The sequence below is a fragment of the Oceanobacillus alkalisoli genome (assembly GCF_022213125.1).
Lineage (GTDB): Bacteria > Bacillota > Bacilli > Bacillales > Amphibacillaceae > Oceanobacillus > Oceanobacillus alkalisoli.
In genome coordinates, this window is sequence record NZ_JAKNRA010000004.1 from 198708 (window position 1) to 212834 (window position 14127).

At 39.9% G+C, this 14127-nt stretch carries 17 protein-coding genes; 4 read left to right on the forward strand and 13 right to left on the reverse strand.

Annotation, left to right across the window (positions count from 1 at the left end; translation table 11 throughout):
* Positions 1-137: 137 nt before the first annotated feature.
* Positions 138-518: a DUF3397 domain-containing protein gene (locus L3V42_RS08250; protein ID WP_238471748.1), complete on the reverse strand. Its 381-nt coding sequence runs from the start codon at positions 516-518 to the stop codon at positions 138-140.
* Positions 519-1341: 823 nt separating this feature from the next.
* Here L3V42_RS08250 and L3V42_RS08255 point away from each other — a divergent pair.
* The gene (locus tag L3V42_RS08255) at positions 1342-1839 is read left to right on the forward strand and encodes an N-acetyltransferase (protein ID WP_235761658.1); all 498 of its coding nucleotides are present in this window, start codon (positions 1342-1344) and stop codon (positions 1837-1839) included.
* Between the two features lie 43 nt (positions 1840-1882).
* Here the strand turns inward: L3V42_RS08255 and L3V42_RS08260 are convergent, their stop codons facing one another.
* The 4 genes from L3V42_RS08260 to L3V42_RS08275 form a co-directional block, all read right to left on the reverse strand.
* Positions 1883-2371, reverse strand: coding sequence for an RsfA family transcriptional regulator (locus L3V42_RS08260; RefSeq protein ID WP_238471749.1), 489 nt, complete (start codon positions 2369-2371; stop codon positions 1883-1885).
* A 67-nt stretch (positions 2372-2438) separates the two neighbouring features.
* Positions 2439-3197, reverse strand: a complete 759-nt coding sequence (locus L3V42_RS08265) for an enoyl-CoA hydratase/isomerase family protein (protein WP_235761660.1) — start codon at positions 3195-3197, stop codon at positions 2439-2441.
* 261 nt (positions 3198-3458) lie between these two features.
* On the reverse strand, positions 3459-3632 hold the full coding sequence (gene rpmF, locus L3V42_RS08270; protein WP_188855635.1) for a 50S ribosomal protein L32: 174 nt from the start codon (positions 3630-3632) through the stop codon (positions 3459-3461).
* Positions 3633-3662: 30 nt separating this feature from the next.
* The gene (locus L3V42_RS08275) at positions 3663-4208 is read right to left on the reverse strand and encodes a YceD family protein (RefSeq protein WP_238471750.1); all 546 of its coding nucleotides are present in this window, start codon (positions 4206-4208) and stop codon (positions 3663-3665) included.
* A 166-nt stretch (positions 4209-4374) separates the two neighbouring features.
* On the opposite strand from L3V42_RS08275, the gene L3V42_RS08280 reads away from it, so the two are divergent.
* Positions 4375-5595, forward strand: a complete 1221-nt coding sequence (locus tag L3V42_RS08280) for a nucleotidyltransferase (RefSeq protein WP_235761662.1) — start codon at positions 4375-4377, stop codon at positions 5593-5595.
* Positions 5596-5646: 51 nt separating this feature from the next.
* Here L3V42_RS08280 and L3V42_RS08285 read toward each other — a convergent pair whose 3' ends face one another.
* Positions 5647-6669 (reverse strand): SepM family pheromone-processing serine protease, encoded by a 1023-nt coding sequence (locus L3V42_RS08285; RefSeq protein ID WP_235761663.1) that lies wholly within the window; start codon positions 6667-6669, stop codon positions 5647-5649.
* Between the two features lie 180 nt (positions 6670-6849).
* Between L3V42_RS08285 and spoVV the strand changes: the two genes are divergently transcribed.
* Positions 6850-8064, forward strand: a complete 1215-nt coding sequence (spoVV, locus tag L3V42_RS08290; RefSeq protein WP_238471751.1) for a dipicolinic acid transporter SpoVV — start codon at positions 6850-6852, stop codon at positions 8062-8064.
* 43 nt (positions 8065-8107) lie between these two features.
* On the opposite strand, the gene coaD is transcribed toward spoVV, so the two are convergent.
* The 7 genes from coaD to L3V42_RS08325 all read right to left on the reverse strand — a co-directional run bounded on the left by coaD (position 8108) and on the right by L3V42_RS08325 (position 13446).
* Positions 8108-8593: a pantetheine-phosphate adenylyltransferase gene (gene coaD / locus L3V42_RS08295; protein ID WP_238471752.1), complete on the reverse strand. Its 486-nt coding sequence runs from the start codon at positions 8591-8593 to the stop codon at positions 8108-8110.
* A 14-nt stretch (positions 8594-8607) separates the two neighbouring features.
* Positions 8608-9162 (reverse strand): 16S rRNA (guanine(966)-N(2))-methyltransferase RsmD, encoded by a 555-nt coding sequence (gene rsmD, locus L3V42_RS08300; protein WP_238471753.1) that lies wholly within the window; start codon positions 9160-9162, stop codon positions 8608-8610.
* Between the two features lie 901 nt (positions 9163-10063).
* Positions 10064-10339 carry a YlbG family protein gene (locus L3V42_RS08305; protein ID WP_235761667.1) on the reverse strand — a complete coding sequence of 92 codons (276 nt, stop codon included), beginning with the start codon at positions 10337-10339 and terminating at the stop codon, positions 10064-10066.
* A 196-nt stretch (positions 10340-10535) separates the two neighbouring features.
* Complete coding sequence (locus L3V42_RS08310; protein ID WP_235761668.1) at positions 10536-10979, reverse strand: YlbF/YmcA family competence regulator; 444 nt, start codon at positions 10977-10979, stop codon at positions 10536-10538.
* A 57-nt stretch (positions 10980-11036) separates the two neighbouring features.
* Positions 11037-11273, reverse strand: a complete 237-nt coding sequence (locus tag L3V42_RS08315) for a YlbE-like family protein (RefSeq protein ID WP_235761669.1) — start codon at positions 11271-11273, stop codon at positions 11037-11039.
* 10 nt (positions 11274-11283) lie between these two features.
* Entirely contained in the window at positions 11284-11694 is a 411-nt protein-coding gene (gene ylbD / locus L3V42_RS08320) for a spore coat protein YlbD (RefSeq protein ID WP_235761670.1), read from the reverse strand.
* A 690-nt stretch (positions 11695-12384) separates the two neighbouring features.
* Positions 12385-13446: a CAP domain-containing protein gene (locus L3V42_RS08325; protein WP_235761671.1), complete on the reverse strand. Its 1062-nt coding sequence runs from the start codon at positions 13444-13446 to the stop codon at positions 12385-12387.
* Positions 13447-13623: 177 nt separating this feature from the next.
* Here L3V42_RS08325 and L3V42_RS08330 point away from each other — a divergent pair, with 177 nt between their 5' ends.
* On the forward strand, positions 13624-14001 hold the full coding sequence (locus tag L3V42_RS08330; protein WP_235761672.1) for a YugN family protein: 378 nt from the start codon (positions 13624-13626) through the stop codon (positions 13999-14001).
* Positions 14002-14127: the final 126 nt, after the last annotated feature.

Here is a 14127-nt window from a genome sequence, read left to right on the forward strand (position 1 = left end):
TGAAGGCTAAACAGTCCGTATATCCCTGATTCTGTTCAATTTATATTCAGCGGAGATAGCCCCCAATGAAGTTTCACTCTATGAATAAGTCCAAGTTGTATTGTATCTAATTCTGACAGTAATTTCATGTTTCTTGTTTACGTTGCCAAATATTTAATGATTCCTGCAATCATTAAGCAGCCGTAAAGAATAAAGAATAACAAAAATGAAATTCTCCATAATAATTTAGCGGCTTTTTTGAATTGGACATCCCGTCCCGTTCTCCACTGGATAAATATGATTAATGATAAAGAAATGAGCAGGAAAATCAAGACAACCCCAACAAAGCTCCGATCAAATATAATTCCGAGCATAATTGTTACTGCGATAATATATAAAATAGTCGTCCAATTCACTGCAGAATGAAACGCCTTTAACTTGTTCCGCTCCCGGATCATACTAATAATATAAACAAGAAAGCTTGCAAGCAGCGGGATTGTAATAAAAAAAGATAGGACATAAACGATAATATCTAGCATTCCGAAGTTACTCCTTATGTAATTTTTCAATATATAATCCAGTTCCACCACTCAAAACAGTGAATTACTTTCATACAGCGTAAGTGTGCCAAACTCCGAAACTTTCTACTGGAGGTCCGCAGTCCAGACACCTCTCACATCTGCTGAGCGGCCGGCAAGCCTCCTCGCGCTGAGCACTAAGGGGTCTCGCCAGGCTTACCTCCGAACAGGAAGTTCTAATGCCGGCGTTGGTCACAGGACGTGACCGTTCTTTGCCGGCCTTCCGCAGGAGTCTCGAGGTGTCTGGACTGCTACCAGGAAAAGCCAAATTGGAATCACTGTTTAATGTTCTAAAAAAGTATACTCCTTATCGTGGCCGAATAATTTCTATTTAAAATAACCATCTAACCAGTTCAGTTGCCCGGGGGATGGTGACTCCTACGGGAAAAGTACGTGTCCAGACCTGAGCAGGAAGCGGTTTTCTTCCGAGGCAGACTAAGAACGCCACGTCCTGCGGCAACGTCTGCATTAGCACGTCCTTTGCGTCGAGGCTGAGGCCGTGGAAAGCATCAGTCCCCCGGGCAACTGAACGGCGATTGAAGCTCTGAATGAGTGAAAGGGCCAAATCACTCGCGCTGTATGAATGTGTGTAGGATTGTGTATTTTTGATTGCACTATTTTGATTCTACTATATTCGAATTAAGAATGTTACACAACCTCAAGATTTAAAAAAACTATTAATTGATGTATAATTATAAAGACAGTGAATACATTCAATATACTATTGCAATCTAACGTTTCATGAATGAATGAATGGTTAAGATAAACAAAGGGGGATGTAAGCATGAACAAAGTGAAGGTCGAAAATTTATTAATCAACTACAAAACTCTTGAGAAATTTAAGCGATTCAAGGAATATGGCAACCAGGAGCTCTCTATGCTCGAGGATTTACAGAACAACTTTATTGAAAACAATAGTGAATCACCTTTTTATGGAATTTATATCGGAGAGAACTTAATAGCCAGAATGAGTTTATACAGAATCAAGGAAAAATATGATAACTATTTTGACCCGCCACAGGATTATTTAGCGCTTTGGAAACTGGAAGTATTGCCAGACTATCAAGGCCACGGATACGGCAAATTAATGGTGGACTATGCAAAAAGCTTTAATTTGCCAATTAAAACGAGTCCGCGGATCAATTCACAAGGATTCTGGGAGAAAATGAGCTTTCAAAAAGCACAATATGATTTGGAACGGGACCTCGGGGAAAATCCACTAATTTGGCTGCCTCAAGGTGTCCAGGAGAAAGAGGCACAACATAGTCAAGAGACAGAATAAAAATTACCACGTGAAGTTAGCAAATGAACTTCACGTGGTTTTTTTAGACATCCGGATTGCTTTCCATATTTCCATCCACCCAATTCCATAACTTCTCCATTTCATTCCAGGCATTTTTATATCGTTCAAGTTGTTGATTCAATTGTTCATTTTCTTGTTTAAGTCTTTCAATCAATTGTACTTGTTCATTATTTTCGGATTCAGGATTTTTACTTTTCAATTGTTCCAGGAGTTGAATGGCAGACTCAATTGCATTCCTTTCAAGAACCTCTTCACCAGCCTGGAGCGCACGTAATGCTTGGCTGCTCACCTTCTTCCTCTCTTCTTTTGCTTGACGAATAGCAGATTCATACTGTTTCCGAATTGTCGCATTCCAGCGAAAGCCACAGGCCGCTGGTGTTCTTACAAGCTTAGCGGCTACTTCTTTAAACGCTTCCAGCTGGGTATTACCATTCTTAATATATTGCAGGACAGTTTCCGCTAATAATACATCTTCTTCTTTCGTCCATGCATCCTGTCTAGTTTCTTTCATGGCTATCCTCCTCCACTACTTTGCTATCAATGTATGCGGAAACGAGGATTGATAGAATCATGTTTAGCTATTTCTTTTTAGAAAAGTTTTCAATTGCCTGTTTGTGAGTTTCGGATTCCCATAGACTAGCTGCGTTTTTCACTTCTACTTTCATAAGGCTAGGTAGTTCAGCAACATGCATATTAACTTTAAATTGTTCCTTTAATAGACGCATCTGTTCTACTGATCGAGCTATATACTTCTCTAAATACCTTCTAGCTTTCCAATCGGCCGAATCGATTATATCATGGAGCCAGCCTTTTTCCTTCAGTTCATGTGCAGTTAATACAGCTCCTGTTGCAATCCAGTCCAGCGCAAAATCAGGTTGCACTTTTTTATAAAGTAATGCTCCCCCGCCCCAACCAGGCAGGATTCCAATCGTCGTTTGAATAAAGCCGAATTTCGTATTCGCCTTAGCAATTCGGATATCACAGGCAGTCGCAAGTTCACATCCACCCCCTAAAGCGTCTCCATTCAACAATGCAATTACCGGCACTGGAAAATTAACTATTTTTTGAAGTACTTCCATCATCGTTTTTAGTTTAGCAAATGCTTCATTAGTTGATAATTCACCGTGCAATTCATTTAAATCCCCACCAGCAGAGAACATTCGATTTTCTACACCAGTAAGCAATAAAAAATTCAAGTCATCCGCTTCTGCTGCAGCCAGTTTAGCTTGTAACTGATCACCCATATGTAAAGAAATTGCATTTTGTTTCTCTGGTCTGTTCAAGCGAATAATTCCATACCCCTCGATTTTCTTTTCATAGTTAACTACTTCTCCCAAAATCTATCTCCCCTTTACACCATTTCTTTTAATCTCCCATTTATCCCGGTGTAACCGTCCGTAAAACTCCCACCTCAAAACTTTAGGATCTCCGAGAAAGTGTAGGTAGGAAACGTGAGCTAACACCCAAGATGCGTTCCACTAACAATCAGTCAGGGATGAAGCCCCCCCACCGATTGAACTTTCTCTTTATTATACAAGATGACAATAAAAAAAACAGACCACTAAATTGTGATCTGCTCCTCGCTGTTGTCTCCCCGATTAGTTGCTGACAACTTCTCTTCCATCATAATGTCCACATGCTTTACATACGTGGTGTGGCTTCGTTAATTCTCCACAATTTGAACACTCTACCATGCCAGGTACATGTAGTTTTTTATGAGTACGACGTTGGTTTTTTACTTTTTTAGATGTTTTACGCTTAGGTACTGCCATGACCTACACCTCCTTCAAATGAAAAGAACGTTATTCACTATTCATTTTCTTATCTTTATTTTCAAGTAAAGACGCCAATTTTTTTAAACGTGGATCAATGGTTTCTTCCTTTGGTTCTTCTTCTTGAACAAAACTCCAGCCGTCACCTTCTTTAGGTGCTGCGCCCTCTGGATTGGATTCTTCCGAGAACACCCGAAACGGTATACCCAACAGTATATTTTCCATGATATACGGCTTTAAGTCAAGCACTTCTCCTTCAACCGGATGGATTTCATTCTCTAAATCCTCTTCGGTTACATATGGGGAAGTGGAAAATACTTCATCAGCTGTAATTTCATACGGATAATGTACATCAACAAGTGTCCTTGCACATGGTAAAATCATCTCACCTTTAATGGTCATAGAGGCAAATATTTCTTCACTCTGATCCATTGTAAACAAAACTTTTACCTGCGCTGGTCCGATTCGGCGGATATCATTGTTCATCGTTTCCAATTCTGAAACATCAACTGTTTCTTCCACTTCAAAAGGTCCCTTAAAGTTCTCCCTTTGAATCTGTGAGACAGAAATTTTCATGTTCATCACCTCTAGGCAACAAGAGTTATTTTAAAAGAAAAATGATGTTTTGTCAACATCTTTTCTTTACAGCAAATAAATAAAAGTTTTCCAATGATTTATTAGCTGAAATTTTCTCCCTTTATTTGTTACAATGATAGCACATTAAAGCTGGGAGTTGAAATAAATGAAAGCTTGTGGTGTTGTTGTTGAATATAATCCCTTTCACAATGGTCATGCCTATCATGTCCAAAAAGCAAAAGAAGTATCACATGCCGAAACTGTAATTGCGGTAATGAGCGGTGATTTCCTGCAGCGAGGAGAGCCGGCAATTATCGATAAATTCCATCGAGCAAGAGCTGCCCTATTTTCTGGTGTCGACATCGTATTAGAATTACCATATGCATATGCCGTGCAAAATAGTGATTATTTTGCGAGAGGGGCTGTGCATGTGCTGCATGCAATCGGTGCTTCCAGTATTTGTTTCGGGAGTGAAGCCGGTAATGCGAGACCGTTTATAGCGGCTAATCTCGTACAGAAGGAACGGAAAGATGAATACGAAAAGGAATTAAAAGAACGATTACAACAAGGCCTGTCTTACCCGGAAGCAAGTATGCATGCATCTGCTGCAATTGGACTTGTAAATAACGAACTCGATCTTTCCCAGCCGAATAATATTCTCGGTATGGGGTATGTAAAAACAATTCTCGAACAGAATTTGCCTATGAATATACATACAATCAAACGAGTGAATAATCATTACCATGATCCGGAAATTACGGATTCGATTGCCAGTGCAACGAGTATTCGGAAAGAAATTATCGAGCAACAGAAGCTGACAGCGGAAGCACGTGCAGCACTTCCACTTATTACAGCTAAAGAGCTTAAACAATATAGACAAACCGCTTCCCTTTGGCATGACTGGGAACTTTATTTTCAATTTGTAAATTACCGGGTCCAAACGATGACACTGCAAGAGCTCCGCCAAATACACGGGGTAACAGAAGGGCTTGAATATCGCTTGAAAAGCACTGCTAAACAAGCAGAAAATATGGAGGAGTGGCTAAACCTGATCAAGACCAAACGCTATACATGGACGAGAATCCAGCGTCTTTTCACACATCTACTGACAAATACGAAAAAATATGAGCTGGAACCATTTTTGAGTGAAGAACGAGAACTGCCATATATCCGGATGCTTGGAATGACCGAGCAGGGACAAAAATATTTAAACCATGTGAAAAAGGCAATCGAAATTCCTATTTTATCGGGCTATCGTAAAAACATGGATCCTCTCATGCAATTGGAAGAAAAAGCAAGCCTTTCCTACTACAGCATCCTTAAACCCGCCACAAGAAAAAAATTATTTAAACAAGAGCTAGATGGGCCAATTCGAATTGATGGCTAAAAAAGCTTGCGACAGGTAATGTTACGACAACCAACCTGTTCGCAAGCTTTATTATTTTTCTGGAATTGATTCTAAATACTCTAATGCGTCTTGAAAGGTGTCCACTGGTACAATTTCCATCTCTGTCCCGATTTCTTCTGCCTTTTCTTTAGCAACAACATAGTTAGAATCTTCTCTCCCATCCTCATTTGGAGCGAAGAAAATATCAATCCCTTCTCTATCAGCAGAAACAACCTTTTTGTCTATTCCGCCAATCCGATATACATTTCCTTCATAATCAATTTCTCCTGTACCGGCAACCTCATACCCTTTCGTAACGTCTTCCTCGGTTAATTGATCATATATTTCTAAAGCAAACATTAAACCAGCACTCGGACCACCAATTTGGCCGCTGGAGAAGTTAACTTCCGGGTCAACGGTTACTTCCCGATCGGTTACTAAACTAATTCCCATGCCTACCCGTGTATCATCATCGGGAAAATGATCCAATGTTATTTCTTCCGTTAACTGCTCTCCTTCTCTCTGGAAATTAACTGTAATCCTGTCTCCCGCAGCTTTTTCTTCGACATAATTGATCAGGTCTGTTGATTCGGTAATCTCGACCCCATCAATCTGAGTAATCAAGTCTCCCATCTCCAGCTTTCCAATGGATGGCATATCTTCAACAACGCTAACGACATATACACCGGCATAATCAATCGTAATGTCCTGCTCCGCGGCCTCATAAGCCACTACAAGAGAAGCTTCTTGGGAACTTTCCATTACTTGAAGCTGGGCATGCATATAATCATCCGTCGTTATCCCTTCAGGTATTACTTCATGGAGAGGTTTAATCTCGTTATGTGGAAGAACTTTAGCTAGGAGGTAATGAAGTGGTGTAGCCTGCAGCCCGCTAACTGTCACTAAGTACATCTCCCCGTCACTCGTATATCCGTCAGCTACTTCTACAATTGGGTTTAAAGCTTCTGTATTCCCTGGTTTTTGAATATAGAATGGTAACTGATATGTAGCAAAAAAATATAAACCAATGAAGAAAATTAAATAAATAAGTATTTTTTTCTTTGAGAACCTCATCTTCCAGCCGACACCTTCCTTTCGACTAACTATATTCTTAAAGTTGCAGTCATATTCAAAGTCCTAAGCTGCGTATATTGATAGAGAATGTATAGCTTGTACGTAATACGAGCAATTATTCTAGTGTTTATATTTTACACCTTCTAAAATTAGTTGTACAGAAAATAGGGGGCTTTCAATTTGAATCCATTTCTGAAAACAATCGGATTAGCTGCAGTAACGATTTGTTTAACAATATTACTTATTTATTTCCCTGATGAAGCGCTGGCTGCTAGCTTACGTGGATTGAAAATGTGGGGGGAAGTAGTTTTCCCTTCTCTTCTGCCATTTTTTATTACGGCAGAATTATTACTGGCTTTTGGAGTCGTTAAATTTCTCGGCGTTTTATTTGAACCAATTATGCGCCCTCTCTTTAATGTACCAGGTGCTGGAAGTTTCGGTTGGATGATGGGAATGGCGAGTGGATATCCAACTGGTGCAAAAATAGCAGCGAGACTGCGTGAAGAAAAACAATTAACACAAATTGAAGCGGAAAGACTCGTATCCTTTACAAACAATTCAAGCCCATTATTTATTTTCGGTGCGATCTCTGTCGGTCTATTTCATAATGCAGCACTTGGTTTATTGCTTGCGGCAGTTCACTATGGCAGTAATATGATTGTCGGGGTATTCATGCGTTTTTATAAGATTCGAGAAGAAAAATCAGTGGAATATCAAGCAAAAACAAAAAATGGATCTATCTTAATTCAAGCATTGAAACAAATGCATGCGACACGCAGTAAAGATCCAAGGCCATTAGGTGAAATACTCGGAGACGCAGTCTTACAATCCATTAAAACCCTTGTCATGGTCGGTGGGTTTATTATTTTATTTTCCGTTATCGTTCAACTGCTTCACCTTGTACATTTTACCGTGCTTTTCAGCAAACTGTTCGAAGGAATATTCTTCCTGCTTGGGATTCCTATTTCGCTTGGTGTTCCCTTCTTCTCCGGGCTTTTTGAAATTACACTTGGAGCAACATTGATATCAGATATTTCAACGGATTCTTTACTTCCGAAAGTAATTCTTGTCAGCTTCATTCTCGGTTTTAACGGTTTTTCTATACAAGCTCAGGTGGCAAGTATACTTGCTAAAACGGATATCCGCTTCTTCCCCTATTTTTTTGCCCGAGTTTTACACGGAATCATTGCAAGCATCTTGACTGTTATACTTTACAAGCCACTTTATTTGAATCACGGAATAACCGGCAGTGAACTACCTGTAGCAACACAGCCCGCAGATTCCTTCTTTGCGAATGCATTCCAACAACTTACGAGTATTGGGCCATTCGTTACGATCATTTTCCTCTGGTTGGGGTTTCTATTGTTTTATAAAGCCAAAAAAACGGGGAGTTAGCATCCTTATTTATAAAGAACGCCAGCTCCCAGTCACTTTACTATTATGCAAAGTTAAACTTCTTTTTTAATGACTCTTCGACAATTTCCGGTACGAGTCCTGTAATATCACCATTATACTGAGCAACTTCTTTTATCATGCTCGAACTTAGAAAGGAAAATTGATTATTCGTCATTATAAAGAACGTTTCAATATCTTTATTTAATTTTCGGTTCATTGAGGTGATTTGCATTTCATATTCAAAATCACTTATCGCACGCAGTCCACGAATGACCGCATCTGCTTTTTTTTCAGTTGCATAGTGCATCAGCAAAAAACCGGAAGAATCCACGCTTACATTCGGCAAATGCTTTGTCGATTCTTTAATTAAATTCACTCGCTCCTCCACCGAGAATAACGGGGATTTTGCTTGATTATTAAAAACCGTCACAAGAATTTCATCAAATATTTTTGCCCCTCGCTCAACAATATCTAAATGTCCATTCGTAAATGGATCAAAACTGCCAGGAACAATAGCTAGCTTTGACATGATCTAACTCCTTCCTAATTTAAACGGTAAATGGTTACTGCAATTGTACTGCTGTAGACTTCCTGTTTTTGTATCGTCAAATTTACTGTGTCTTCTGGCAGTTCATCTTGTGGATCGTGCTCACAGTAGATCAAACCGCTTTGTTTGATAAGTTCATGTTCCGTAATTTCCTGAATAAGGGATGATAAATTCACTTTTCCGTACGGCGGGTCAAGCAAAATTAAGTCAAAGACAAGCCCCCTTTTTGCTGCTGCCTTTAAAGCGCGGAAAGCATCAGCCCGGAAGACTTCTGCTTGATCTGTCATTTTTACGGATTTTAAATTTTCTTTGATCGTATGTATTGCTTTCCCTTGCTTATCTACAAATATAGCTCGATCCATCCCGCGGCTAAGTGCTTCGATTCCGAGGGAGCCGCTGCCAGCAAATAAGTCCAATACAAGCCCCCCGTCAAAAAACGGGCCGATGGATTGGAAGATTGCTTCTTTGATTTTATCCGTTGTTGGTCTAGTTTCACTACCTGGAACAGCTTTTAATCCCTGCCCCTTTCGCTTTCCAGCTATCACTCTCATAGCGGTCACCCCAATTCGACGATTCGACATTATCCTACCACAAAACCAAAAATAATTAAACTTATCTTTACTAATAGTTTACAATTAGCATATTTGTTTCCTCCAGGTATAACATAACTTCTATCCAGGGTTTGCCGTTCTTTGAGTCTGTATCCGTTCAAAAAAATTCAAAAGAAACCGACACGATTACTTTCATTAGCGTTAAGTGTGCCAAACTCGGAAACTTTCTACCGGGGGGTCCGCAGTCCAGACACCTCTCGCTTTCCACGGGCGGTTGGTGAGCCTCTTCGCAGGCAAGCCTGCTGCGGGGTCTCACCAAGCCTATCCCCCTTGCAGGAGTCTCGAGGTGTCTGACTGCTACCAGGAAAGGTCAAATTTAGATCACTGTTTATTATTCCAAAGATATAATTTTGATCGTGATATAGCACTGGAATATATGCGATTAATAATAATCTTTCCTACCAGTTCAGTTGCCCGGTGGACGGTGACTCCTCCGGGAACAGCACGAGCCTGGAGACCCCGCAGGGCAGAAGCCCGAGGAGGCTCCAGCAGTGCCCGCGGAAAGCACCCGTCCACTGGGAAACTGAACGGCAATCAGAGAGCGAACCATGAGAACGCGCAAAATACTTACGCTGAATGAAAGTGATTGGCAGCTGATTGTTCCTGATAGCCGAGCTGGATAGAAAGATTGTTTTTTTCATATTGTATAATTTTTATTTGTTTGTGCATACTAGCATAATGATTCAACTAAACATTTGGTTGGTTGATTCAAACAGAGTATACTTATTCTTCCCCGTAGGTTTTACTCTGGTTTCTCCTCTCCCTTTGTCTTTTTGTTTTCGTCATGGAAACAAAAAGAGCCTGCAGATACTTGTTCTGCAGGTTTTTTTCTTGCTCTGGGTTATATCCCCATTTTATAATCATAATTTTTCGCTTCATCAAACTTCGTATTCTCGTAGTCTGTGCGGACAAAAGGTTTGTACGACCTCTCCACTTTAGATACGAAGGAATGACGGAGCAGCTTTTTCTCGACCATTTCGATATCCTCTTGATTAACATAAACTACTGCATATTTATGCTTCTTGGAGGCATGGATGAGATTACCATATCGTTTAATATGTTTCAGGTTTTTCATATGCTGGAACCATACGATCAACCCTTGTCGCTTTGTGATCAAGATTTTCACCTACCTCATAATAAAAAGAAAGACCACATTTATCATGCATAAACGTTCTCTAATACCCCCACTACTCATGAGGGAAGCCTACAATGTGAAGATGGGGGATATACAGTCCGTAAATCCCTGATTCTGTTCAACTAACACTCAGTGGGAATAGAAAGAAACTTCCATTTAGTGAAGTTTCGCTTTATGATTAAGATGCACAGCCACAAGCGCTGCCACCACTACCGCAGGAACTACAGCCACTATCAGTTAGAAGTGCCCCATCTTTCGGTACTTTTATTTGATTGCTGACGCTAAATGCGATCACTTCACTAATCTCATCTAATAAACTTTGCAGATTTCGTTCCGCAACCTTAAAAACAGCAACACTTTCATGCATATCCATCGCCCGTTTTGTTGAGCGAACTTTTTTCATGATCTCTTGATAATCAGGGTGATAACGCCCAAATCGCTGAATATCATCATAATGTTCTTTTATATCGTTAAAAGCTTTTATTAGCTTTTGCGCTTCTTCATCTTGCTCTAATGATGCTTTTTTCTCCAGGTAATCTTTCATAACATCAGAGTCAAAAACTACTTTTCCAAGCTCTTCAGCATCATCTAAAATCGTTACATATTCCATTGTTGCAATCATTTTTACACCTCCACCCTGATTCTAACACTTAATTGCATTTATGAAAATAAAACGACACTAATCTTTTAAAATGTTTGCAACATTAATCAGCATGGAAGCCATTTGCATTTGATCATTTACACGATTCAAACGGCCGGAGAACGTTTGACCATAGAATACTTTTGCTTCCTTCTCAAGCTCTGGAAGTCTTTTCGCTCCGTCCCTAAGTAAATACCGGTACCACCTTGGCTCCCGCCTCATAAATTCAAGCAATTTTGGCTGCTCACGTAAATAATGGTAAACTGCCTGTTCCATTCACTTCCTCCTAATCCCTAAACCAATCGAAAGGCTGCCCAGTTCTGTTTCCTTTAGTTTCCGGCTTTTGATACAAATTTACAATCTCTTGTACTGTCGCAATCGTTTTACTTAATTGCTGCACTTGTTCTTGAAGTTTATTCACATCCACTGTTTCTGTATATTTTAAAATTTGTTTTACAAAGTCAGGTTTTAAGTCCAGTTTAGAAAATGTTTCGTTTTTCTTTTCATCACTTTCAGCTGTTTCCCTTTTTTCTTCTTTATACTGTTCCCAGTGGATATCATCTTCACCGAGCAGGATCCACTGTTCATAGATCTCCTGCCAGCTCTTCCCATCTTTCCGAATCTTACGGATCAATTTCGGATGACGATTTATAAACGTTTTGAACCGATTCAGTTCTGGATTGGAATGCTCTTCCATATTACTCACCTCATTTGCAATTAGATGTCAGCTTATTACTAAAATATGCAAATGGGTATGAACTGTTCAAACGATTATAAAGCTCACGAACCGCTATAATTTATAGCAACAAATCACTCTCCTTCAGCCTAAGTGTCCGAAACTCACTTCTGGAGGTCCGCAGTCCAGACACCTCTCGCTTTCCGCGGGCGGCTGGTGAGCCTCCTCGGGCTACCGCCCTGTGGGGTCTCACCAAGCCTATCCTCCCGCAGGAGTATCGAGGTGTCTGGACTGCTACGAGGAAAGGTCAAATTTGAATCACTGTTTAATATTCCAGGAGTATAATCTTTATCGTGACGGAATAATTTCTATTTAGATTAATGAATTTCATAATAAGGATTTACCGCTTCTACGCCTCAACATGTAGTTGCGTAGAAGCTTTCTTAACTACATGCTGTGGCGAAGAAGCCGCTTTTGGTAATTATGAAATTCATTCAGATAAATCATTAATACCAGTTCAGTTGCCTGGCGGACAGTGACTCCTGTGGGAATAGCACGTGTCCGAAGACCCCGCAGGAAGCGTACTTCTTCCGAGGAGGCTGAGGCCGTGCCCACGGAAAGCATCTGTCCGCCAGGCAACTGAACGGCGATTAGAACTCCAAAAATAGTGAACTGCAAAACACTTACGCTGAATGAGGGTGATTAGCTGTGTTATATGGGATTTGCTAGAAAGTTCTGTGTATAGTAGAAGCGGTAGACTCCTACTCCTAAATGAGTATATTCTTCCTGAAGCAGTGCTTCTCGGTGTCCGTCACTATTAAGCCAACCTTCAACAGCTGCCGGGGCATCTGGATACTGTGCTGCAATGTTTTCCCCAGCAGATATATAAAATAATCCCGTGATAGCTAGTCGCTCCTTTAAGCCATCTCCATTCAGACTATAATGGGAAAAGTAATTATTATCATTCATATCTTTACTATGCTGATATGCAACATCACTCACATCTTCTTCCCACTCTAAGGCTGATTTGTCAAAGCGATTCCTAAGTACATTACTAATATTAAAAATCTGCTGCTCCATCCCTCTCTCCACTTGACTCCATTCATTCTCTGTAAGCTCTGGTTTGTCTGGAAGTGGTCCACGATAGACTACTTCATATGGTTGATGTCGTAATAAGATATCTGCATCCATGAGACGAACGGATGACAGTTCATTCGTAAATGTATCAAAATAAAATTGCAGGAATAAATCATCCGAAACTTTCACTAACGGGCGTTGAATCATATCTTCTTCTGTCATTCGAAATGTATAAGTTGCATATCCATCGGTATAGCTCACTTCTTTTTCAAAAGGAAATTCTTCCCTGATTGATTCGTAGGTTGTACCGATTTGAATTGGTTCTAATGATAAGCCCTCTCCAACAGCATAAATAGTTTGCACGGCGCCATCTTCGATTCCAAATTGGATATAATAATCTTTTTCATTCGTGTAAACCCACCATATATAGTCGTAAGCGCTCAAATCCTTACGTACAGGCTCACCCATCTCACTTGCAAGTTCTTCTGCCGTCTTTCCTATCCATTGATATAAATCGCTCCGTAGCACCTGCTTGCTAGCTGTATGGACAGGCGTTGATTTTGTTTGCAGCATAAGGTTCTTTTCAACTACTACCGAATCTACCTTCTCTTGTTCCTTCCATTCACTTTGTTCTACCCAATAAAATGCAGTGATAATAATAATTGTAAGTAGTACTAAACTTCGTAATATACGCATCGATACAGCCCCTCTATTATGATATATTACATTCTATGAAGAATTAGTATGATACATTCAGTGTTTTCCCTATTATTTTTAATATTAATCCTTTTTAGCCGAGTAGGTTTTTCGTTGCAAATTATTTCTATTCATACTATGATTAAAGAACGAGGATAATGATTAGGGGTGAATAAAATGAGAATTGAAAACACTGGAATTGATGATTTAGTAATTGATTTGAAACCGCTTGATAAGATTACTGGTCAACATGCATTTATTCGTGCTGGACAGTGGGACTATGAACGCGTAACATATGATTACAAGATTGGTTCCAATGAAAAAAATATTACATATTATATCCGTGTTCAGGGCTATGCAACAAGTGGAGATGTAGATCGCAGAGATGCAGTAATCAAACTGTTAACTCCATTACTAGGTAAGCATTATTATCCGCATGGAATCGAGTATGGTGAAGAAGAGAACTTCCCAGAGTCACTCGTAGAACGTGCGCAGACATTACTCACAAGCCTAGCAAATGAATTAAAACCACTTGCTCAAGAAAATGATAATTAAAAAAACAGGTCAGCTATCAAAAATAGTTGACCTGTTTTTTTAAAATCGCATTAATGAATTTCATAATACGTATTTAATGCTTCACCATCACCATATGTAGTTGAGTTGGTTCGTCCCCAACTACAT